This window comes from Mangrovibacterium lignilyticum, assembly GCF_010882175.1.
Lineage (GTDB): Bacteria > Bacteroidota > Bacteroidia > Bacteroidales > Prolixibacteraceae > Mangrovibacterium > Mangrovibacterium lignilyticum.
In genome coordinates this window covers 31,943-53,724 of record NZ_WKLH01000006.1, presented here as the reverse complement: position 1 = coordinate 53,724, position 21,782 = coordinate 31,943, and the positions used below count along the sequence as shown (strand labels likewise).

23 protein-coding genes are annotated in these 21,782 nt (G+C 43.5%); 15 read left to right on the top strand and 8 right to left on the bottom strand.

Annotated elements, in window-relative coordinates; genetic code table 11:
• The first annotated feature begins 16 nt into the window (after nucleotides 1-16).
• The 9 genes from GJV22_RS20345 (at nucleotide 17) to GJV22_RS20305 (ending at nucleotide 8,665) form a co-directional block, all read left to right on the top strand.
• The gene (locus tag GJV22_RS20345) at nucleotides 17-301 is read left to right on the top strand and encodes a helix-hairpin-helix domain-containing protein (protein WP_163718123.1); all 285 of its coding nucleotides are present in this window, start codon (nucleotides 17-19) and stop codon (nucleotides 299-301) included.
• A 231-nt stretch (nucleotides 302-532) separates the two neighbouring features.
• Nucleotides 533-1,288, top strand: a complete 756-nt coding sequence (locus GJV22_RS20340; protein WP_163718121.1) for a hypothetical protein — start codon at nucleotides 533-535, stop codon at nucleotides 1,286-1,288.
• Nucleotides 1,289-1,300: 12 nt separating this feature from the next.
• Nucleotides 1,301-2,584 carry an LVIVD repeat-containing protein gene (locus tag GJV22_RS20335; RefSeq protein ID WP_163718119.1) on the top strand — a complete coding sequence of 428 codons (1,284 nt, stop codon included), beginning with the start codon at nucleotides 1,301-1,303 and terminating at the stop codon, nucleotides 2,582-2,584.
• A 623-nt stretch (nucleotides 2,585-3,207) separates the two neighbouring features.
• Entirely contained in the window at nucleotides 3,208-3,531 is a 324-nt protein-coding gene (locus GJV22_RS20330) for a hypothetical protein (RefSeq protein ID WP_163718117.1), read from the top strand.
• A 454-nt stretch (nucleotides 3,532-3,985) separates the two neighbouring features.
• Nucleotides 3,986-4,819 carry an energy transducer TonB gene (locus GJV22_RS20325; RefSeq protein WP_163718115.1) on the top strand — a complete coding sequence of 278 codons (834 nt, stop codon included), beginning with the start codon at nucleotides 3,986-3,988 and terminating at the stop codon, nucleotides 4,817-4,819.
• 33 nt (nucleotides 4,820-4,852) lie between these two features.
• A complete protein-coding gene (locus tag GJV22_RS20320; protein ID WP_163718113.1) occupies nucleotides 4,853-5,095 on the top strand; it encodes a putative signal transducing protein in 243 nt (80 codons plus the stop codon).
• A 341-nt stretch (nucleotides 5,096-5,436) separates the two neighbouring features.
• Nucleotides 5,437-6,669 (top strand): BamA/TamA family outer membrane protein, encoded by a 1,233-nt coding sequence (locus GJV22_RS20315; protein WP_205461983.1) that lies wholly within the window; start codon nucleotides 5,437-5,439, stop codon nucleotides 6,667-6,669.
• A gap of 79 nt (nucleotides 6,670-6,748) precedes the next feature.
• Nucleotides 6,749-7,777, top strand: coding sequence for a hypothetical protein (locus tag GJV22_RS20310; RefSeq protein ID WP_163718111.1), 1,029 nt, complete (start codon nucleotides 6,749-6,751; stop codon nucleotides 7,775-7,777).
• Nucleotides 7,778-7,921: 144 nt separating this feature from the next.
• Nucleotides 7,922-8,665, top strand: coding sequence for a dienelactone hydrolase family protein (locus GJV22_RS20305; RefSeq protein WP_163718109.1), 744 nt, complete (start codon nucleotides 7,922-7,924; stop codon nucleotides 8,663-8,665).
• Nucleotides 8,666-8,745: 80 nt separating this feature from the next.
• On the opposite strand, the gene GJV22_RS20300 is transcribed toward GJV22_RS20305, so the two are convergent.
• Complete coding sequence (locus tag GJV22_RS20300; protein ID WP_163718108.1) at nucleotides 8,746-9,099, bottom strand: winged helix-turn-helix transcriptional regulator; 354 nt, start codon at nucleotides 9,097-9,099, stop codon at nucleotides 8,746-8,748.
• A gap of 181 nt (nucleotides 9,100-9,280) precedes the next feature.
• Here GJV22_RS20300 and GJV22_RS20295 point away from each other — a divergent pair, with 181 nt between their 5' ends.
• Entirely contained in the window at nucleotides 9,281-10,123 is an 843-nt protein-coding gene (locus GJV22_RS20295; protein WP_163718106.1) for an SDR family oxidoreductase, read from the top strand.
• An 84-nt stretch (nucleotides 10,124-10,207) separates the two neighbouring features.
• On the opposite strand, the gene GJV22_RS20290 is transcribed toward GJV22_RS20295, so the two are convergent.
• The 4 genes from GJV22_RS20290 to GJV22_RS20275 all read right to left on the bottom strand — a co-directional run bounded on the left by GJV22_RS20290 (nucleotide 10,208) and on the right by GJV22_RS20275 (nucleotide 13,488).
• On the bottom strand, nucleotides 10,208-11,134 hold the full coding sequence (locus GJV22_RS20290; protein WP_163718104.1) for an SMP-30/gluconolactonase/LRE family protein: 927 nt from the start codon (nucleotides 11,132-11,134) through the stop codon (nucleotides 10,208-10,210).
• Between the two features lie 63 nt (nucleotides 11,135-11,197).
• On the bottom strand, nucleotides 11,198-12,622 hold the full coding sequence (locus GJV22_RS20285) for a pyridoxal-dependent decarboxylase (protein ID WP_205461982.1): 1,425 nt from the start codon (nucleotides 12,620-12,622) through the stop codon (nucleotides 11,198-11,200).
• A 198-nt stretch (nucleotides 12,623-12,820) separates the two neighbouring features.
• On the bottom strand, nucleotides 12,821-13,102 hold the full coding sequence (locus GJV22_RS20280; protein WP_163718102.1) for an acylphosphatase: 282 nt from the start codon (nucleotides 13,100-13,102) through the stop codon (nucleotides 12,821-12,823).
• Entirely contained in the window at nucleotides 13,099-13,488 is a 390-nt protein-coding gene (locus GJV22_RS20275) for a hypothetical protein (protein ID WP_163718100.1), read from the bottom strand. The genes GJV22_RS20280 and GJV22_RS20275 overlap by 4 nt, the downstream gene beginning before the upstream one ends.
• 206 nt (nucleotides 13,489-13,694) lie before the next feature.
• On the opposite strand from GJV22_RS20275, the gene GJV22_RS20270 reads away from it, so the two are divergent.
• A complete protein-coding gene (locus tag GJV22_RS20270; RefSeq protein ID WP_205461981.1) occupies nucleotides 13,695-13,943 on the top strand; it encodes a hypothetical protein in 249 nt (82 codons plus the stop codon).
• 9 nt (nucleotides 13,944-13,952) lie between these two features.
• On the opposite strand, the gene GJV22_RS20265 is transcribed toward GJV22_RS20270, so the two are convergent.
• On the bottom strand, nucleotides 13,953-14,978 hold the full coding sequence (locus GJV22_RS20265) for an FAD:protein FMN transferase (protein ID WP_163718097.1): 1,026 nt from the start codon (nucleotides 14,976-14,978) through the stop codon (nucleotides 13,953-13,955).
• Between the two features lie 167 nt (nucleotides 14,979-15,145).
• Between GJV22_RS20265 and GJV22_RS20260 the strand changes: the two genes are divergently transcribed.
• The 3 genes from GJV22_RS20260 to GJV22_RS20250 all read left to right on the top strand — a co-directional run bounded on the left by GJV22_RS20260 (nucleotide 15,146) and on the right by GJV22_RS20250 (nucleotide 18,328).
• Entirely contained in the window at nucleotides 15,146-16,435 is a 1,290-nt protein-coding gene (locus tag GJV22_RS20260; RefSeq protein ID WP_163718095.1) for a sensor histidine kinase, read from the top strand.
• A 95-nt stretch (nucleotides 16,436-16,530) separates the two neighbouring features.
• Nucleotides 16,531-17,241 carry a YebC/PmpR family DNA-binding transcriptional regulator gene (locus tag GJV22_RS20255; protein ID WP_163718093.1) on the top strand — a complete coding sequence of 237 codons (711 nt, stop codon included), beginning with the start codon at nucleotides 16,531-16,533 and terminating at the stop codon, nucleotides 17,239-17,241.
• A gap of 76 nt (nucleotides 17,242-17,317) precedes the next feature.
• Nucleotides 17,318-18,328 carry a glycosyl transferase family 90 gene (locus GJV22_RS20250; RefSeq protein ID WP_163718091.1) on the top strand — a complete coding sequence of 337 codons (1,011 nt, stop codon included), beginning with the start codon at nucleotides 17,318-17,320 and terminating at the stop codon, nucleotides 18,326-18,328.
• Nucleotides 18,329-18,349: 21 nt separating this feature from the next.
• Here the strand turns inward: GJV22_RS20250 and GJV22_RS20245 are convergent, their stop codons facing one another.
• On the bottom strand, nucleotides 18,350-18,991 hold the full coding sequence (locus GJV22_RS20245) for a sterol desaturase family protein (protein ID WP_163718089.1): 642 nt from the start codon (nucleotides 18,989-18,991) through the stop codon (nucleotides 18,350-18,352).
• A gap of 303 nt (nucleotides 18,992-19,294) precedes the next feature.
• Here GJV22_RS20245 and GJV22_RS20240 point away from each other — a divergent pair, with 303 nt between their 5' ends.
• Nucleotides 19,295-21,007: a L,D-transpeptidase family protein gene (locus GJV22_RS20240; RefSeq protein WP_163718087.1), complete on the top strand. Its 1,713-nt coding sequence runs from the start codon at nucleotides 19,295-19,297 to the stop codon at nucleotides 21,005-21,007.
• On the opposite strand, the gene GJV22_RS20235 is transcribed toward GJV22_RS20240, so the two are convergent.
• Nucleotides 21,004-21,594, bottom strand: a complete 591-nt coding sequence (locus tag GJV22_RS20235) for a murein L,D-transpeptidase catalytic domain family protein (RefSeq protein WP_163718085.1) — start codon at nucleotides 21,592-21,594, stop codon at nucleotides 21,004-21,006. The genes GJV22_RS20240 and GJV22_RS20235 overlap by 4 nt on opposite strands.
• Between the last annotated feature and the right edge of the window lie 188 nt (nucleotides 21,595-21,782).

Here is a 21,782-nt window from a genome sequence, read left to right as displayed (position 1 = left end):
ACTTAAATCTGAACGGATGGAAAACAAAGCAGCCTTGAAAGATTTAATGCAGATACCGGGTGTTGGGAAATCCCTGGCTACTGATCTGGTCAATATTGGAATAAACTCGGTAAACGATCTAATCGGTAAAGATCCTGAAGTTCTTTATGCCCTTTCAAATACGTTTGCCGGGACTGTTCAGGACCGGTGTGTTTTATACGTTTTCAGATGTGCGGTGTATTTTGCGAATACTGATTCGGAGAAACGGGATCCTGACTTGTTAAAATGGTGGAATTGGAAAGATGTAAAACTGCGTGGTTAAGCAAATGAAAGAGAACCTGGCGAAAAGGAAAAAGTAAGCCGGACATCCCTGCTCGGTGTGAATTTGTAATCTTTTAGCTTGCATGATCGTAAACGTAACACGGTGTTTTTATTGTAGTGTGTCGGGGCTAAAAGATTGGTAATGATATTTAATTAAAATTATTAACTAAAAGACGCAACCCTCACCGGATTCATTCATCATACTGTTACTAGAATCTCTAACTGTATATTTATGAAAACGATAAGCTTGCTGTTATGTATGCTATTCTTGGTCGGAATTTCTTCGGCACAGAAAATCAGGAAACAAACGGTGTATCTCAAAAACGGCTCTGTTGTCAAAGGGCGGGTGATTGAGTACGACGATCAAAACATGGCCATTCAGTCGGCCCGAAACACCTGGGTGTTTAAGCGCTCGGAGATCGATAGTATTGCCACAACGCTTCCGGCGTATGGCACGGAAGATACCGAGCAGAGCTGGTTTGCCCGGGCTTCATTTGGGGTGCTGGTCGGTAGTGCCAACAACCAGAAGAATACACCCTTCTCCTTCGATTTTTCAGCCAACTTCAAATTAATAGACGGACTGTATGTTGGTCCGGGCGTGGGTGTCGACTTCCTCGAAGAGTCGTATTTGCCTGCCTTTGTCAACCTGGAATATCATCTTCGGAAATCGGAGTTCACCCCCTTTGTGAGTATGAAAGCCGGTTACCTGGTTCCTTTGGAGCGGCATGTGAAGATTGAGCGCCTGATGGACGATGTGTACCTGCCTTATTACAATTATTATCCCTACTACAACCAGGAGCTGGATGCCAAAGGTGGACTGATGCTGAATCCCTCGGTGGGTTTCATCAGCTACCTGAGCCCACATTTCGGTTTGTCATTATCGGTGGGCTACCGCTACAGCCAGACGAATTACGATGGCGATAATCATTACAAGCTGGAAGCCAATTACAATCGCCTCAGCTTTCACCTGGGCCTATTATTCAACTAAAACCTTAAAAACATGAAAACACCTATTCGATATATTTTCTTTTTGTTCGCCCTGGTCAGTCTGATGGGCTGCGAGGATAAGGTTTACGAAACTTATATGGCAAATGCACCGGTGTATATGACTTACGACGAGTTGCGCACGGCCATAGGCACCGAGGACAGTCATCCGTTGGTGAAGCCCGGAAAGATTTACTTCAAGGACAATTACATCTTCATTAACGAACAGCTGGGAGGGGTGCATGTGTATAATGTTGCCAATCCGGCTGATCCGGTTGAGGTGACCTTTATTACCATTCCGGGGAATGTGGATATTGCCATTAAGGAGAATGTACTTTATGCTGACAGTTATGTCGACTTGGTGGCGATTGATGTGTCGGACTTGAGCAATATTCAGGAAGTGGGGCGGATTGAGGATATCTTCCCCTACACCATTCCAGAGTATGACACGGACTACCGTGTTGGGGAAGTTGACCAGGAGAAAGGTGTGGTGGTTGGCTGGCAGGTGAAAGAAGTGCGCGAACGGATTGAACAGCGCGACTACCCGATTTATTATTACGACAGTTATGCTGAAATGGCGACCGATGCGGGAAGTATTAGTGGCGGAGTAGGCGGCGATGGTTCGGCGTTTGGAGTCGGTGGCTCCATGGCCCGCTTTGGCTTGTACGACGATTATCTGTATACGGTGAACGACTATACCTTGTACACGTTTAAAATTGACGATCTGGAACATCCAGTGAAGATGAGCGAGCAAAGTGCCGGATGGGGAGTGGAAACCATGTTTATATACGATGCCCATCTTTTCCTGGGAACGATGAGTGGGATGGCGATCTTCAGCCTGGAGGTGCCGGCTAATCCGTCGTACCTGACCCAATATACCCACATTACCAGTTGCGACCCCGTGGTGGTACAAAACGACCTGGCCTACGTAACGCTGCACGATGGAGGCTGGTGTGGCCGCTCGGTCAACCGGCTCGATGTGGTGCGCATGAGCAACAACTACAGCAGCCTGCAGCAGATTGCCAGCTACCCGATGTACAGCCCTCGGGGCCTCGGGATCGATGATGAGCTGTTATTTATTTGCGATGGTGAGGACGGGCTGAAGGTTTACAATGCAGCCGACCCCTTAACAATTAGCAGTCATATGCTGGCTCATTTTAACGATATTCAGATGCTGGATGTGATCCCCATGGGCAACTACCTGTTTGCGATTGGCGATCAGGGATTCCGCCTGTATGATTACAGCGATATTCAAAATATTCAGCTGCTTTCGGAGATTTATGTGACTGGCCAGCTGTAATCGCCAGCCACGAATCGAAGTGTCGCCCTGCTGGTCCGGTTGTTAAGAACACCGAATCGGCAGGGCGATTTTTAGTCGTGCCGGTAAGTCCTCTGTTTGGCATGTTTGAATGCTGTGGGGGACAGTTTCCTGTATCAACGAACCCGGCTCAGTGTTTCTTATCCCTCTTTCAGACATAGCAAGTGCCGGGAATTTGGACTGACGTCTGCCGTTTTCCACGTCAATAGCGATCGATATGTGGTAATAAGCTCCAAATAACGGCTTCTTTTAGACTTGTAAATCGGGTGTTCGGGTTCCTTCGTTAAGCCAACAAGGGGGGTAACCCATTCAAAACAGCTCGTTCGTGAAATTATGCTTACTATTTGCTGCTGTTTTAATTAATGCGTCGTAATTTGTATATCATAATTAAGGTTGATTCTTAGTTGCTGAAAACAAGAAAGATTGACAGGACGAATAAATGGTAGTAGACATGGGGAGCCCCGCTTTTTCCCGCTATGTTCGGGATTCGAAAGCAATGATAACGCAGGACGCACTTACCAGAATGATAAAATCAGCAGACTATTTTCGAAACGATTGCTAAAAGCCCGCATGGGCCAGTTTTTAATAGTTAATTCTGAATTGTTATGGCAAATTTAAATGAAAAAGAGAAACGCGATTTTATTATTCATGTGAAAAAGACAATCGAGGATGAGTCAGCGGCCCTTATCGCTGCCGGTTTTGACCCTGTTGATCGAATTAGCCAACTCGGTACTGAGTCGGATACATCGGTTGATGCAGAAGTTGCTCAGCAAAAAGCGCAAGCTGCAGCATTGAAAGCGACAAAAGTCTCTAACGAAGCTTTGAAGGTAGCCTACGACGATGCTTCGTCGTTGGTAAACCTGGTTGAAGGTTTACTGGGAAAGGACAACGAGTTGGTGCACAAGTTGCGCCAGTTCCGGAATAACTAGGACCCCTGATGAAAATAGAAGGCTTCGCCATAAAGGCGGGCCTTTTTTGCTGCTACAGACCGGGTAGTGCCTCAAAAACCAGGTTAGAGACGCTATTCCCCGGGTTAGAACGATAAAAAAGAGGGTTAGAGCCTCCGTACCCCGGGTTGGCGGGTCAAAAAAGCAGGTTGGCGCCTTAAAAAAGTGGGGGAGAGACATCATCCCCAAGGTTTGAATGATAAAAAAGAGGGTTAGAGCCTCCGTACCCCGGGTTGGCGGGTTAAAAAAGCAGGTTGGTGGGTTTAAAAAGTGAGGGAGAGACATCATCCCCAAGGTTCGAACGATAAAAAACAGGGTTAGAGCCCCTGTACCTAAAGTTGGCAAACAAAAGCAGGGAGAGTGTTCAGAAAAGTGTGCATTATTCGTTATTAATTTAACAGAATTGCTGATGCGGGTATTATGAAAAGTTATTATCTTGAGTAATCGTTTCGATCAACTGAATTCGCCCGGGCGTCGCGAAGGCAAAATTCAGCCGGAAAAACTGGCAGAGCTACTAAACTACAAACTCAACCAAACGATGAAACAGTTACTGTTTACCTTTTTACTTCTTATTACCGTTCAGGCGGTACAATCGCAAGACACCATCGTGTCGTATTTCGACCGGCATTGGAAAGAAACAGACCAGGCAAATGCCGTTTACTTTCGCAAAGCGGCGCAAGGAGAACATCGAAACTGGACAGTCAAAGATTACTACAGGAACGGAACCCTTCAGATGTCGGGTTCCTACAAAACAAAGAAGTTAAAAAAGAAGCACGGCTACTTTCAATATTTTTATGAAAATGGCCGTGTTTATTACGAAGGCCGGTATGAGACGGATGAGTTCGATGGCGAATGGAAGTGGTACCGTGAAGATGGAAGTTTAAGTTCGCAGGAATGGTATAAGGAAGGCGTTGCGGTTGAATTTACATTCTGGAATGCCGACGGCAGCAAAGTTGAAGAAGAACGGCAGATAATGGAAATGGCCGAGTTCAAAGGCGGTGAGCTGGGACTACGACGCTACATCGCGCAAAATGTACGTTACCCAAAACAGGCTCAGTATGCAGGTATGGAGGGCAAAGTGTACGTGAAATTCTTTATTGATACCGACGGATTTGTTGAGCGTGCACGGATTGAAAAGTCCGTCGATTCCGATTTAGACAAGGAAGCTCTTCGGGTGGTGGTCGCTATGCCGCAATGGATTCCGGGAACAAGACATAACCTGCCGGCCCGGATCTCTTATACGGTGCCCATTAATTTTGTCCTTAAGTAAGTTACAGGAGTATTCATTCTAAAGCAACAAAATATGTCACAAGAGAATAGTATGATTATCGTGTTCACAGGAGGTGAATTGATCGCAGCCTTATTGAAAGCGGAGTTGGATAAACAAGGTATTTCGTCGTTAATCCAGAATGATTTCAACTCGGGAATCATGGCCGGCTTTTCCGGAGGAGTTCCATCGGCAGCCGACCTCTATATTCAAAAAAAAGACCTTGAAAAAGCAAAGCCCATAATTCGGGATTTGGTTCAGGAACTGGATTCGTTGTAATCGGGGTAACTTTTTAGTTGTTGAGCGGGCAAAAATTGAAAAGTCTGTCGACTTCGATTTAGACAAGAACGGTCTTCTGATGGTTGTCGATCTGCCGCAGTGGTGTCCCGGCAAAAGACATAAGCTGCCGGCCGGGATCTCCTATACGGTGCCCGTTAATTTTGTGCTACAGTGAGCATTTTGCCTGCTGGCAAAGCCTGCGAACCTCCTAACGACAGTTCGTTAGTCCATCCTGGTTGACAAGGAGCTAATCCGGCTTTTGGGGTTTCTTTGTAGAGAATGTCGTAAATTACTATCTGTTGTTGTCAACAAAAATTGATTCACCCTTGAAAATGGTCAGAATGGAAACGATCTCAACCAAAATGCTTTTCCCGTTCATTTTACTGTTTCTTGTTTCGATTGCCGTATCAGCCGAGGAAAAGGACGATATAACGGCTAAAGAAAAGAACCTTTCGATAATTCCGCTTCCGGCCATTGCTTACAACCCGACCAACGGATGGTTGTTTGGTGTAGCACCGGGCGCCACTTGGTTTATGGGGAACAGGGAGAATACCAGTATTTCGTCGGGCTTAGGCACATTGATCTACACAACTAAAAAGCAATTCCTTTTTACAGCCAAAACAAATGTATTTTTAGCCGGCGACAGTTGGAACCTGATGGGCGACTGGCGGTATTTTATTTCGTCGGCGCCAACCTATGGCCTGGGAACGGGACCTCAGTCGGGGAAACCGGTCGGACTGGGGATTGAATACCAGGACGGCTTGTTCAGCTCCCCTATACCCGATGCCCAATTGATGGATTTCAATTACCTCCGAATTCATGAAACGGTTTTGAAACGCATTGAGGATAGCCGCTATTTTCTGGGGCTGGGCTACCATCTCGACATTCATTCAAAAATAGAAGACAACCTGCTTGATTTGGAAGCGGATGAGCCAGTGATTACCAGCCATTATGCCTATCAAACAAAAAATGGGTTTTCACCTGAAAAGTACGTGCTTTCCGGCATTTCGCTGAACGCGTTATATGATAGTCGGGACAATGCGGTAAATCCTTACAGCGGACGATACGTTTTTGCCAATCTCCGGGTGAATCCGAAATTTTTGGGCAGCGACAAGAGCTCGTCGCTTTTATGGTTGGAATACCGCGATTATCTGCATCTTGATCCGGATCGACCGCGACATCTGATCGGATTTTGGACTTACGGTTGGTTTGTTAGCTCCGGAGAGGTGCCGTATATGGACTTGCCGGCTGTCGGATGGGACCAGTTTGGCCGTTCAGGGCGAGCCTACACGCAAGGGCGGTTTCGCGGAGAGGATCTTGTTTATGGCGAACTTGAATACCGCTTTCCCCTTCAGAAACAGCAGGAGACTTTTGGAGGGGTACTCTTTGTGAACACCATCAGCGCAAACAACCGAATGGCCGATATCAATTTGTTCAAATACCTCGATTATGCATACGGCGTTGGGTTGCGTGTGATGATTAATAAGAAGTCGCGAGCCAATCTGAATTTGGATTATGCCCTTGGTCGGTATGGGGCCGGAGGCTTCTACTTTGGCATCAACGAAGTCTTCTAGTTTTGTTGTTTCAGCAGAAGTGGCTAACTTATTTTGAAGTTTTTTTCAGGGATGACCTAATAAACCTTAAGAAGGACATATGAAAAAATTACTTGTTTTTATTCTTGTATCAATTTCCGCAATCAGTGTATTTGGCCAGTATTCGCAGTTGCAGCCCGGCGACACCATAAAAGCCGGGTATCCTTATCGGTTTCCGTTGCTGGGAGCAAAAGCGTATGAGAAAGGCTTTGATATTCCCTATCCATGGGGAGGAATGCTGAACTTTTTTGCGGCGAAGCAAGATATTGAAATCACCGAAATTGGGGTAGGGTTGACTGATGGCGTACTGCCGGACATCCCCTTGACGGATCTTGGCGATCTTATCGAGTTTGGTGAGTTGAATGCCCGGGTAACTTCACTTAATATTCGACCCGATTTATGGGTATTGCCCTTCCTTGATGTGTATGGAATCTTTGGGAAAACCTGGGCCGAAACAACGGTTGAATTAACTTACCCGGTGACGATGAAAACAGTAGCCGAACTTAGCGGAACAAGCTATGGATTTGGCCTAACGGGAGCCGGCGGTCTCGGGAAATTCTTCTTCGTGCTGGACGGTAACTGGGTTTGGACCAATATGTCGAACTTTAAAGATCCGGTGAAGACGAAGAATTTTTCGTTTCGAATAGGAAAGGCATTTAAACTAGCCAAAGCTCCCGAATCGAACATCGCATTGTGGGCCGGAGCAATGCGCATAAAAATGGGAGGGGTAACTGAAGGCAGCATCGGCTTGTACGATCTGTTGCCCTCGGAAACCTGGGACCGAAGAGATGAAATTGTTGAGCAGTATTGGACTTGGTATGACAACGAAGCAAGCCTTCCTCAAAAGGTTTTGGCCGATAAGATATTGACGCCTATCATGAACAAACTTGGTGAAGCTGACGGTTCCGGAATGATCAACTACCGGATTCGGAAACAGCCGAAGCAGGAATGGAATATGTTGATCGGGGGGCAATACCAATTTGACAAACATCATCAATTTCGCGTTGAAGCTGGTGTTTTCGGGAACCGAAAATCATTGTTGCTTTCGTACAATTACCGCTTTGGTTTTAAGATGAAGGGAGGGGAATAAACTTGGGTTTATTGACTGGTCATTTAATAGCCGTGAAATTTTCCGGGCTGTAAAACAGGATGACTTCACGGCTGTTATAGTAGGTAGGTCAAAACAACTCAGCCAGGTGTAGCCCTGAAATTTGTTAAACTAAAATTTTAGACGATGAGAAAATTTTCAATAATTCTTCTATTTATGGGACTTGTAGGAACTGTAGGAGCACAATCGCTTCAACCTGTACAATACGCCGACGGTGAGCAGGAATTAAACGGACTGGTTACTTCTAATGCCGGCGACGATCTTCCGGGAGTATTGATTCTCCCGGCGTGGAAGGGAATTGACGACGAGGCGCGGACAGCAGCGCTTAATTTGGAGCAAGAAGGCTACATTGCTTTTGTTGCCGATATTTATGGAAAAGGTAATATCCCTTCTGACAATGGTGAAGCTGCGAAAATTGCCACCCACTACAAAACAGATTATGAGGCATACCAAAAGCGAATCGGACTTGCGTTGGAACAGCTCATCAAAGCGGGAGCCGATCCGGCTAAGATCGCTGTTATTGGCTACTGTTTTGGCGGAACCGGCGCTTTGGAGACGGCTCGCGGTGGATTTGATGTAAAAGGCGTTGTTTCGATCCACGGTGGATTGCGCAAAGCTTCGGATCGGGAAAATGGGCCGATCAAAACCAAAGTTCTGGTCGAGAACCCGGCCGAAGATCGCTCGGTGACTCGTGAGGATTACGATAATCTTGTGAAGGAAATGAACGAAGGCGGGGCCGATTGGCAAATTATTACCTACGCCAACTGCGGACACACCTTTACCAATCCCGCATCCGGGGAATACAATGAGTTGATGGCGACACGCGCGTGGAACCACACGCTTTTGTTTTTGGGAGAGCTGCTGAAGTAGAAGCCCGTATAACGAGCCTTTTATTTGTCCGGATGTTTGGACCTGGCGCCAGGAAAACGAAGCTGTTTTTGTAGTTCAGCTTAAGAAGCAAATAACTTCCGCGATTCTTTGATGCCTCCCATGTTTTCCGCAGCCCAACTTACCAGGCTGTGGAGGTGAGGTAGCAGGCTTTTTCCACGCTCGGTTAATTTGTATTCAACCTTTGGCGGGATTTGTGGATAAACCTCCCGGTTAATCAGTCCGTCGGCTTCGAGGGCTTTCAGGGTAACAGTCAACATTTTTTGCGAAATCGTTTCTATGGTTTTATGAATCTCTGAAAAACGCATGACATCACCTTCTTCCAATACCAGTAAAACCAACATCGACCACTTGTCTCCAATCCGGTCGATAACATTTCGAACCGGGCAACTTTCAACGTTACTATATTTTTTCATTTTTATTTCCGTCATAAATCGCTGTAAATAAACATTTCTAACTTCCAGGTAACCGGGTGACTTTTTAGTTCGTTCTTGTTTGGTAGTAACTAACTAAATATCTTTGACTATCCAAAAGTAACTAAAGAACTAATAGGAAGCAAATAGAGTTTGGTAATTAACACTTATAAAAGAATTAGACATGAAAATCGGAATTACAGGAGCAACGGGTCAGCTAGGTCAGTTAGTTGTTGAGAAGTTAAAAACGAAAGTAGCCGTTGAAGACATTATTGCATTGGTGCGCACACCCGAGAAAGCAGCAAGTTTGGGTGTTGACGCCCGTACATTCGATTACTCGAAACCGGAAGCATTGCCAGAATCACTGGCGGGAATCGACAAACTGTTGTTGATATCAAGCAATGAAATTGGAAAGCGAGCTGAGCAGCATGCCAACGTGATTGAAGCGGCAAAAGCAGCGGGCGTGAAATGGATTGTATATACCAGTTTACTGCACGCCGATACATCTTCGTTGAATTTGGCAGGCGAACATGTAGCAACTGAAGAAGCATTGAAATCTTCAGGAATTGCTTATACTATTTTGCGTAATGGTTGGTATACTGAGAACTATACGGGTTCTGTTGCCGGTGCTTTGGCAGGTGGAGCCTTTGCGGGCAGTGCGGGGGATGGCAAGATCTCGTCGGCAGTTCGTGCTGATTTTGCAGAAGCTGCTGCAGTTGTTTTAGCTGGTGAGGGACACGAAGGAAAAGTGTATGAATTGTCAGGAGACGAAGCTTATACTTTGGCTGATTTGGCTGCTGAGATTTCCCGTCAAACAGGGAAAGATATTCCTTATATGAATTTACCGGAAGCTGATTATGCTGAGGCTTTGAAAGGTTTTGGGTTGCCTGAATTTTTTGCAGGAGCAATTGCCAGTTGGGATACCGGTGCATCAAAAGGTGATTTGTATGACGAAGGCAATCAACTTTCTATATTGATCGGCCGACCAACAACCTCATTAGCCGATGCTGTAGCTCAAGCATTATGAAACTAGCAAAGTCATGAAAACAATGGAGGCCCCTCGTTCAAATCGAGGGGCTTGTTTTTTTAGTAAATAACCAGTTGCTGTGTCCTATTCTGCAGCTCCTGTACGCAGACGAATGGCATAAAGACCGGTGCTTGCTGTAATAAAAAGCGTGTGTTTGTCTTTCCCCCCGATGCAAACATTTGCAGTCCAGGCTTCGGGAACCGGTATCGTGTCAATTTGCATTCCTTCTTTGTTGAAAACGGTAACTCCGTTTCCTGTGAGATAGACATTCCCTTCATTGTCGATGGTCATTCCGTCGGATCCCATGGTGCAAAAAAGGCGCTTGTCTGTTAGCGATCCGTCGGGTTGAATGTTGAATGCAAAGGTTTGGCCGGAGCCAATATCAGCAACATACAAGGTTTTTCCGTCAGGTGTTCCAACTATTCCATTGGGCTGTTTAAGGTCGGTAAACACCGGTTTCAGATTTTTCCGGTTGGAAGAAAGCAAATACACGTGTTGGCCATCCTGTTCCATCGGTCCTCGGTTCCAATAATCCCGTTCATAAAGCGGATCGGTAAAGTAGGTGGAGCTGTCGAGTGGGTTCACCCAAAGATCGTTTGGGCCATTAAGTAGTTTATTGGCATAGTTGTCAACGAGTACTGTTTTTATGCCTGTGGGGTCGATAGACCAAAGTTCGTTTTTTTCGTCAGCACAGGCCAAAAGGTTTCCTTGTTTGTCGAAATAGAGACCATTTGCGCGACCGCAAGGTTGCATGAAGGTACTCAGTTGATCTTTGGTACTCCATTTCATGATCCGATCGTTGGGCTGGTCGGTGAAATAGATGTTACCAGCTTTGTCAACCGCCGGGCCTTCAGTGAATTTGAAATTACCAGCCAGTTTGACCAGTTTCGCTTGGGCTGCAACAACTCTTGTTTGCGCCTGGATAGAGACGGTGGCAAACAGCCCCAAAATGAAGGAGGCAATTAGGACAGCTGTTTTTCGTTTATTGGTTTGGCAGAGATTGATGGTCATGGTTTGACGATTTTAAAGACCAGGTTTATAATTTTACCGGTGAACATTAATTGCTTGCCGGGATTACTTCAGTTCTTCCGCTTTTTCGTTGAGTAGGCGCCATGCTTCCAGTACATGACTCCCTTCGGTTTGGGTTTGCCCAATGCTCATCCGCAGCCAGAATGTTTCGTTCAATACGGTGTGCGTCAGGTAAATTTTACCGTCTTTGTTGAGGCTGTCCATCAGCTGTTTGTTAAACTCATTCCCCTTATTGTGGCGAAAAAGAACTAGGTTGAAAGGTGGTTCATTCAATAATTCAAACTGATCTGATTCCTTAACCCATTTTGTAAATTGTTGAGCCAGTTCGATGTGCTGGTTAATGTGGTAGCGCAATCCCTCCGCTCCATAGTGGCGCAGGACAAACCAAAGCTTCAGCGAGCGAAAGCGGCGTCCTAGTTGCACATGCCAGTCGCGGTAATCAATGACGGCTCCTTTTTCTGTGGCTTCATTTTTTAAATATTCCGGTAGGATGCTGAGCGTTTTAATCAGCACGGTCTTATCGGCCACCCAAAAACAATCACAATCAAAATTGGTGAACATCCACTTGTGAGGGTTGAAGGCATAACTGTCGGCCAGCTCCAAACCTTCGAAATATTGTCGGTAGTCGGGGAGTAAGGCGGCTGTTCCCGACATAGCCGCGTCAACATGCAGCCAAATGTTGTATTTGCGGCATATTTTGCCAATGGCTTCGGTCGGGTCAACAGCATTGGATGAGGTCGTTCCGATTGTTGCGCATACAAAAAATGGTTTCAATCCAGCTGCCAAATCGTCCATAATTTGGTGCTCCAACAGATCGGGGCGCAGAGCAAATTTTTCGTCCACATCGATGCGGCGTAATCGGTCGGTACCCAATCCCATCACTTTCACTCCCTTCTCAACCGACGAGTGCGTTTGGGTTGAAATGTAAGCAACCAGGCCAGAGTTATCGCCGGTTTTGTTGCAGTCGAAATCCATTTTACGTTCGCGGGCAGCCAGCAAAGCAGCTAACACCGCACTTGAAGCTGTATCCTGGATGACCCCGCCACCACTTTCCGTGCTTTTAAAGTGTTTGGGCAGTCCCATCAAATCCACCAGCCAGTCCATCACCTTGGTTTCCAGTTCGGTGCAGGCCGGACTGGTTGCCCACAGCATGCCCTGTACACCGAGCCCCGAAGAAAGCAGATCCCCCAAGATTGACGGGAACGAATTATTCGACTGAAAATAAGCAAAGAAGTTGGGTGATTGCCAATGGGTGATACCAGGCATGATAATCTGCTCCACGTCTTTCATCACCGTTGAGAATTCTTCTCCTTTTTCCGGCGCTTGATCCGGAAGCTGTTTACTAATTTCGCCTGGCTCAACTTGCGACAAAACAGGATATTTTTCAACTTGTTCGTAGTAATCTGCAATCCAATCGATCAGTTTTTTTCCTTCTTCCCGAAATTGTCCGGGGCTCATGTGGTAGTTCATAGGGATACTGTTGGAGTTGTTATTTGGTACGTTTAGTAAACCTTTAACGCTGATTTAGTGCCAATGTTGTTTTGGGTGGGTTGGATCTAAAATTTGAACGTTTGTTGATAAAGGAGGCATCCATCTCTTAAAATCAGAAATTATCTGCGAAATACTGAAATTTGGGCACCGTGCTCTATGCCAGTAGCTCACAGCTTTTTAGTATTTCACGAAAAACGATTGGTATTCCTGCAGTTTAGGTAATTCGGATCGAAAAATACGGTCAACCCGGCTGTATCCATTGCCGATTTTTAACAAATCGACGAAAATTCCAACGGTATCGTCGTGTCCTTCAACTTCCAGTTCAACGCTTCCGTCCATTTTATTTCTAACCCAACCACCCAAATTGAGCTCATTGGCTTTTAGCCGCACAAAGTATCGAAATCCGACGCCTTGAACGCGGCCAACAATAACCATATGGTGCAATTTACGAGCACTCACGGTTGATTGGTTTCGGCAGATTCAATTTGATCCTTATTGAACAATGGCAATGTTTCCCGGTGAACAAGAGCCCAGATCGAGTAAATCCCTAAAGCTGTTCCTAAGGGAAAATTCAGCAGGTTGATGATTGAAATAATAATAATCAGGATGCGGCCCCATTCTTTAAATCTTAATAAAGCCAAACCTCCGATAATTCCAGGAATAGCAGAGGCCACCAAAATTACTGTTAAAACCTGAGTAACGATAGACAGAACCATTCCGGCTTGAGGATCGTCAGTAATATGGCCAACCAGATTAAGAACGTAATAAAGAAAAAAGGCGAGGATAAGTCCCAGAAAACTCAGGACTAAATAAAGAATCGCAATAATTTTAACATGTTTTTCCATACACTTTTTTTCAATGGGGTGTTGATCGTGTAACTAAGCGCTACAACCTTAAAAATACTAAGAATGTTCCGAAATATAGTTGGGCTTTGCGCCTTCTTTTGGGGGAAAGTGAAACAAGTCGTTCTTTTCTTTGTTTTTATACGAAACAGACTGCCACAAAAATGATCGTTTTTGATTAAGTTTGTGGCCACAAAAAAGGTAAAAAGATGAATTTCTTAATCGTATTTTTAGTTGCTATTGTTTTAGTTGCTATTGCTTTTGCTGGCTTAGCGATTAAAATCCTGACAGAGAAAAAGGGAGAATTCCCAAACCTGCATATTGGGGCAAATCCACACATGAAAGAACGTGGGGTTACCTGTGCTCAAACTTTCGATAAAATGGAACAGGCTAAAGCCCGCAAGGAACTTAGCTTTAAGCAACTTTCATTGATCAATGATGAGCCGGGAAGCTGTTAGTCAGCTTTTTTATTCTTTTTGATCGGAATTGAATTCTTCCTGTAGTAATGATTTGAAGCCTTCGGAGAAATAGGATTTATAATCGCCGTTTTCGTCAGCATATATAAAATAGACTTCTATTTCAGGAACTGCGTTGGCTATTTCAATCGATTTTTCCAATCCCAAAACCATAAAAGCGGTTGCATAAGCATCGGCGGTCATGCAGCTGTCGGCCAGTACTGTTGTGCTTAGCAGACTGTGCTGTACCGGGTAGCCGGTATGCGGATTAATCGTGTGGGCAAATTTTTGGCCACCTTCAACATAAAAATTCCGGTAGTTTCCGGATGTTGCCAGTGCTTTGTCTTTTAAATTCACAATAGCCTGTAATTGTTGTTCTTTGAAGAAACTGTCTTCATCGGGCTTACTGATTCCAATGCTCCATGCTTTTCCTTTGGGATTCAGCCCGAACGCATCAACTTCGCCTCCAATTTCAACCATGTAGTTTTTACAACCGTTGTCGCGTATGTATGCGGCTACCACATCAACGCCATAGCCTTTGGCAATAGCGCTGCAATCGAGCATGGTATTTGGGTGTTCTTTTACAATTTTACCGTCCTCTCGTTTGACCTTGGTATAACCCACCAATTGTTTGAGTGAGTCGATTAATTCGGTCGTTACATTTTCTTTGTTTTTGAATCCAAAGCCCCATACGTTTACCATTGGTGCAACCGTAATGTCGAATGCTCCCCCGGTAATTTTTGAAACTTCTTCAGCCTTTTTGAAAACAGTGAGAAAGTAGTTATCCAGTTCAGTTGGTTGATTTGTATTTACTTTGGAGATGACCGAAGTCGGATCGTATGTTGATAACGACTTGTTCAGTTCGTCCATCACACTTTTAATGCCCTCATGCAGGTCTTCGCCTTCCGGACTCTCGTAGGTAATATGATAAGTTGTTCCGAAAATTTGACCTTCATTTTGGATGTAAGCTTGTTTGGGACTGCACGAATTGAAAACAAACGCCACAAAAACTATAAGAAATGTAATTTGAGATTTCATATCCTTCAACGTTTAAAGCGACAAAGATAGAGCAAAATTGGAAGGACGAATGGAAACAGGCTGGAAAATAAGTTTTATTGTCAAATACTATTTGCAGTTATGGTAATTTAACTAATTTCATCCCCTTCTAAATGGGTTTTATTAAGAACCTTTTTGCTTGTGTGCATATGAGTAACAATTTTCTACGGTTTCGCGACTTAGCCGGGAAGGTTGTATTGGGAAAATATAAGGAAGGAACATTTGAACAGCGCCTGACAATAGTCGGTTGTTTGACAGTGGTTTTCGTGTCAGTTATTGCAACGGTATCGAATTTTGTATTAGGTCTTTATAATATTGGACTTATTACATTGGCGTTGCTTATTGTTTCAACTTTTTGTTTCTCGACAGCCCGGTTTGGAATTTTCCCCAAGTGGTTAATTCATGTCATCTTTTTAATTGCAATCATCTTTTACAACCTATCCTGGTTGTTCAATTTTGGTTCTCAAGGACCTACATTGAACCTGATTATAGGTATCTATGTGTTTTTCATCCTTATTTGGAAGCGAAAAAATTATTTTGTTCTGGTTTCTTTGTGTCTCGTCAATGTTTGTGTCTTGTTTCTGATTGAATATAATTTCCCCGGAATTGTAGGTAATTACTCTGACGAAAAAACCCGGATTTTAGATGTTTACTCAGGTGTTTGTTTTGCCATAATCTTGACTTTTTTCATGGCTGTGTCTGTAAAACGAAATTATATTGTTCAGTATGAGCGGGCCAAAAAATCAGATCAACTCAAAACCTCTTTTTTGGCCAATCTATCTCATGAAGTCCGCACTCCGCTTAATGTAATTGCAGGTTTTACTTCGATGATTCCGGAAATGAATTACAGCGATGAGGACCTCAAGAAAATTCACAAAGTGATCGACTTAAACGGGAAGCAGTTGCTGTTTTTAATTGAAGATATCATCGACTTATCAAAATTGGAGGTTAATCAGTTGGAATTGCATGCTACATTTTTCGACTTAAAGTCAGTTTTCAGTGATTTTAAGTCGGGTTTTGAGGCTTATTCATCGGTGGACCGTGAGCACAAAGTTAAGCTCGATTATAAGATTGATTTAGAAAACTCACAAATTTACGCTGACGAGCTTAGAGTCTCTCAGGTTTTGCGCTGTTTGATAACTAATTCTTACCGGTTCTCAGATCATGGAGTGATTTTATTCGGTTGTTATCAGGAGGGATCTGAATTAATATTTTATGTAAAGGACACCGGGAGGGGAATCAAGCCCGAATTTGAAGAGCAGATTTTTGATCTGTTTGTAAAGTTTCAGAATAGAGATCATACGATTGAAAGCGGCGTTGGGATTGGTTTGCACTTGTCTAAAAAACTGGTGGAATTGATGGGAGGCACTATTTGGTATAAAACCAAGTACCTCGAAGGATCGGAATTTTACTTTTCTATTCCTTATAAAAGGGGATAGCAACGTGATTTTCACTAAAAAATGGGGATGTCAAGGAAGTATTTTTTATTTTTGTGCCGTTAAAATAAAGTCATTCATTAAAATAAAATCATACCGTGGGAAGAGCATTTGAATATCGCCGGGCAGCCAAAGAAAAGCGTTGGGGCCACATGTCTCGGATTTTTCCGAAATTATCCAGAGCCATTACAATGGCAGCAAAAGAAGGCGGACAAGATCCGGATATGAATGCTAAGTTGCGCACAGCAATTCAAAATGCGAAGGCGCAAAACATGCCAAAGGATAATATTGATTCAGCTATTAAACGGGCTGCCGGAAAAGATGCCTCCGATTTTACAGAGGTTAACTACGAAGGTAAAGGTCCGCATGGTGTATTGGTATTTGTCGAATGTGCAACCGACAATACGACCCGTACTGTAGCCAATGTGAAATCATATTTCAATAAGTCTGGTGGTGGTTTGGTGCCTACCGGGTCGTTGGAGTTTATGTTTTCGAGGAAAGCAGTGTTTGAGTTTGAAGCAAAAGAAGGAGTCGATATCGAAGAGCTTGAATTTGAGTTGATTGATGCGGGTCTTGAAGAGATTGAAGTTGAAGGGGATATTGTTTATGCTACCGGAGACTACACCAGTTTTGGAACGCTATCGAAGGCGCTCGAAGATAAGGGAATTGAAGCGACAAAATCTATTTTGAAGCGGATTCCAACAACTGCTGTTGAGTTTACCGACGAGCAGTTGGAAGATATTGAAAAACTATTAGATAAGATTGAAGAGGATGACGACGTTCAACATGTTTTCACGAACATCGCCTAGGCCTTGCAAAAGATCGTATGAAGCCACTTTCCGTTGGGAGGTGGCTTTTTTGTAAAACTAGTAAAAAGAGCTTGTAATGTTTGAGAATATTAGCCATCTAACAGATAACGATAAACGAAGAGAACGCTCCTTTAAGTTTTGGGATTTGAAGCATAAAAACCTGAAAGTTTATTACTATTGCAAGGTTTTCTTCAGATTTTTGACTCCGCGTTTTATTTTGCAAATCTTGCTGCCTTTTAAGTTGAAGCAAATCAAAAAGTTCAGTTCTGATTATATCATTTCCCGGGTGGATTATTGCAATAAACTGGTAAAGAAGTCTGTCAAGGAAGAACTAGAGCCGTTGAAAAACCTAAAGCTCCCGGATAGACAGAGAGTGTACTTTTTTGATAGTTACCAGTATCTTCGATACTTTAGTTTTGCAAAAAATGTCAACTGTTTGTTTGGCGATATCACGCACGTTCCTGAGCTGCCGAGTTTTACAAAAAGCCGTCCTATTGAAGGAGATAACAGTAACTCGGTACTTTTAAATTTAGATAAAGCGAGGCATTTTTTATTCATTAATGATCCGGTGCCTTTCGCTTCAAAAAGAAATTATTTGGTTGGTCGGTCGAATGCGCATCAAGAACATCGGCGAAAGTTTCTGGAGATGTATTTTGACCATCCACTTTGTAATATTGGGCAAATTAATAGCGATAAGAACAGTCATAAGTGGCAGGTGAAAAAAATGAGCCTACGCGAGCATTTGGATTATAAATTTATATTGTGTCTTGAAGGGTACGATGTAGCGACAAATTTAAAATGGGTTATGTCGTCTAATTCGTTGGCAGTTATGCCGAAACCTTTGTTCGAGACATGGTTCATGGAAGGAACTTTGATTCCCAATTATCACTACGTTGAGATTAAGCCCGACTTCAGTGACTTGGAGGATCGGCTAAGATATTATATCGAGCATACTGACGAGGCATTACAGATTGTTCAAAATGCGAACAACTACGTAAAGCAATTTCAAAATAGACAACAGGAGAACCTGATCTCCCTAATGGTTGTTCAGAAATATTTTGAAAAAACAGGTCAGGCAGCTGGCTAGAAGGTTCCTGCAGAATACAGGCTAGCTTGCTTTTTTGTTTTCCCTTGCAGTCATAAAACGACTTTGCTCTTTACTCGGCATCGATCTGAAAACCCAGTCCCACAGAGGTGACGAAACGCCATATGCTTTCGTGTCATCTTTAAAATGATGGATAGAATGATGAATCCAGAGATAGCGCATGACCGGGTTTACCGGGCCTAGAATGTGAATGAGATAGTGCGTCAACAGGTACCCTGCATACCCCAACATAAATCCCGCAAAGAATAATAACCCTTTGATTCCCATGGTAAGCCCAAAAAGCGCTGCCAAAACCACAGCGATTACCACCGCAACCGGTATTGGCATGGCAAGACGCTTCTTGTCTTTCGGGTGATGATGATGGAAATCATGCAAGTCATATGCCAGGTTTCTGAACGGACCTATTTTCGGAAAGTGGTAAACATAGCGATGCACAAGGTATTCGGTTAACGAGAAAATGAAAAGCCCGAAAAAAAGTAATCCAAATTTTGTGGACAGTGGAATGTCAAGATGCTTATACCCGAAGTAAAATGCTAATGTCGCAGCAAGGATATAGATGCTTATAGCAATATAAGTGTTTGTTTTAGATAGGTTTTCGAGGATTTTATTCTGCGAGAATTTTGCCTCAAATTTACTTTCTTCCATATCTTTTGTCTTAGTAGTTCGAGGAAATATGACTCCAGTGACTGGTTGCTATTTCAAAAATTACAATATTTTGAAGGGAATAGTTACATGTAGAGCTCGAAAATTTTACGATTCAGTGGTCTAAAAGCTTCGAATTAGCCTGTTCAAAACAGTTTATCCCCGCGATTGATACAGCGAACAGGAATCGGATTGTTAACAATAAGTTATGCTACTTTCATTGTATTTGAATGGTGGATTCCATATTTTTAGTAGCGTGAAGATTCGAGATATCTAGTTTAAATTATTCATGGTCATCCGATGTCTATGTTATACCGTTATTTTCTGATCATTATTCTTTCTGCCTTGGCGAGTGAATTCTCTATGGCTCAGGCTGAAGTTGACGAAAATCGGAAGGCTCACAAAAAGATCTATTCCAGTCAGGACAAGATCGCCTTCCATATTCAAGGCGCGATAAAAAAAATGGAGGATGGGCAGATTTTGGAAATCGAGGGGGAATATATATTCTCGGCTAACGTACTACCGGAGTTTTACAAAAACAGAGACTACAAGCCGGCCTGGGACAATTATACTGTATTGTTAGATGCACTTAACGCCTTGCATCAGTCTTGGCAAGACGGTCTAATTCCCAATGACTACCATGCTGACAGACTCCGAAATATCATTGGCTTGATTGGTGGAAAACTTTCGGAGGGAGAAATTGATTATGATTGGGTTGGCGAATTCGATATTTTAGTGACTGACGTGATTCTTCTGTATGCTTATCATTTACTGAAAGGGAAGGTCGATCCTGAATCGTTGGATCCGAATTGGAACTATAGTTTTCGGGAAATAATGGAAGACGCTCCCTACAAATTGGAGCAAGCGATTGCACGGGGCGAGATATCTAACGCCTTGCATGAGCTGAGACCGGATATGATCCTTTACAGGGATTATATGACCTTGTTGGTTGACTATCGGCAGATAGCAGATGCCGGCGGCTGGGGAGTAATACCAAGGGGAAAAGTGGTCAGTCCGGGAGACAAGGATGATCGTGTCCCCATGATTCGCGAACGTTTGTTGAAAACCGGAGAGCTTCGTAGCGATACGAATCTGTTAAGCCCGCTTTATGATGAATATTTAGTAAGCGATGTAAAGCAGTTTCAACATAAAAATGCTTTGACACCGGACGGAATTATTGGCAAAGGTACATTTGAAGCCCTGAACGAAACGGTGCAGGAGCGGATCGCCAAACTACGGGTCAACATGGAGCGCTTGCGTTGGGTGGTGTCTGACAAAAGCAACCGTTTTATTCTAGTAAATATCCCGGCATTTAAGGCTTATTACATCGAAGATAATATTACCCGGTTTGTTGCCAATGTGCAAGTTGGGAGGACCTATACCAAGACGCCTGTTTTTAAATCTAGGCTTCATTACATTGAATTTAATCCGACATGGACTGTGCCCTATTCAATCGTTAAAAATAGTATTATTCCGCACATCAAGTCAGACTCATTGTATCTCGATCGAAACAATTTTGAGCTAATCGATCGTTCCGGTAACATCGTTGCCAATTCATCCTTGAATAGGGCGGAGATCAGCCCTTCTAATTTTCCTTTCATGGTTCGGCAAAAACCTGGCGCGGGAAATTCATTAGGTGTTGTCAAGTTCATTTTCCCGAACAAGTATTCGGTTTTTTTACACGACACTCCTTCAAAGAGTTTATTTGACAGGCAGGAACGGGCGTTTAGTCATGGTTGCATTCGAACACAAAATCCATTGGATTTAGCAGTCGTTTTACTGGAAGGGACGGAGTGGACAAGGGAGAAAATTGACTCGACCGTTAAAAGTCATAAAACAATACGGGTATTTCCGGAGAAAGACATTGACGTTCTACTGCTTTATCTCACGGCTGGTTACTACGAAGGCAATGGAATCGGGTTTTTCAGGGATATTTATAGTCGTGATGCGAAAGTATTGGAGGAACTGAATACAACAGAACCAACAAGTTTGAAAGCCGAAAATACATCAACAAATTAAATTGGGGATTGTGCCAGGTATGATTGGTTATTCGTGTGAATGTACAGGCAGGTTCCGTTTTTGATGTAGTCGATGATTTCCTTGTTCAAGTTTGAAGGCAGAGCCGGACATCCCCAACTTCTTCCCAAACGGCCAATTTTTCGAATGAACTTTTCACTCACATAATCAGCGCCATGAATCACGATGGCTCGCGTTCGGGCGTGATCGTTAATTCCTTTTTCCAATCCGTCCAATCGCAACGAATAGCCGTGTTTTCCCAAATAGGTCTCTGCAGTTGAGTAGAATCCAGGACTGCTCATTAGTGAGTGTTCTTTGTTTGAAAAAGTTTGAGCATAATCCACACCTGAGTTTTTACCGTGAGCAACCAAGCTTTCGAAGAGTAGTTTGTTGGCTTTTAAATCAATCACATAACATCGTCTTTCTGTGGATACCTTGGTAAAGTCAATGATTGTTAGAATCTGGTTGTTTTTGAAATGAAAAGCATGAAATCCGCCCATCGCTCTGGCAAAGATTGGGTAGGGTAGTTTTCCGCTCAGGTTTAAGCTGTTGTAACGGGTATAGAGTGTGTCAACGGAGTTGGTAGGCATAGCGCTATCATTCGAGCCATTATTCTCAGGGCTCAAAATAAAAGGACTTATAAAAACTAATAGGGCTAATGCGAAAAAAATCGATACTCTTGTCATACTATTTCAACTGCAACAAACTTAATAAATCATTTCTAATTCGCTTAAGTTTAGCTTATTAATATTTCTTAATATCGCAAAAATCAGGAGTT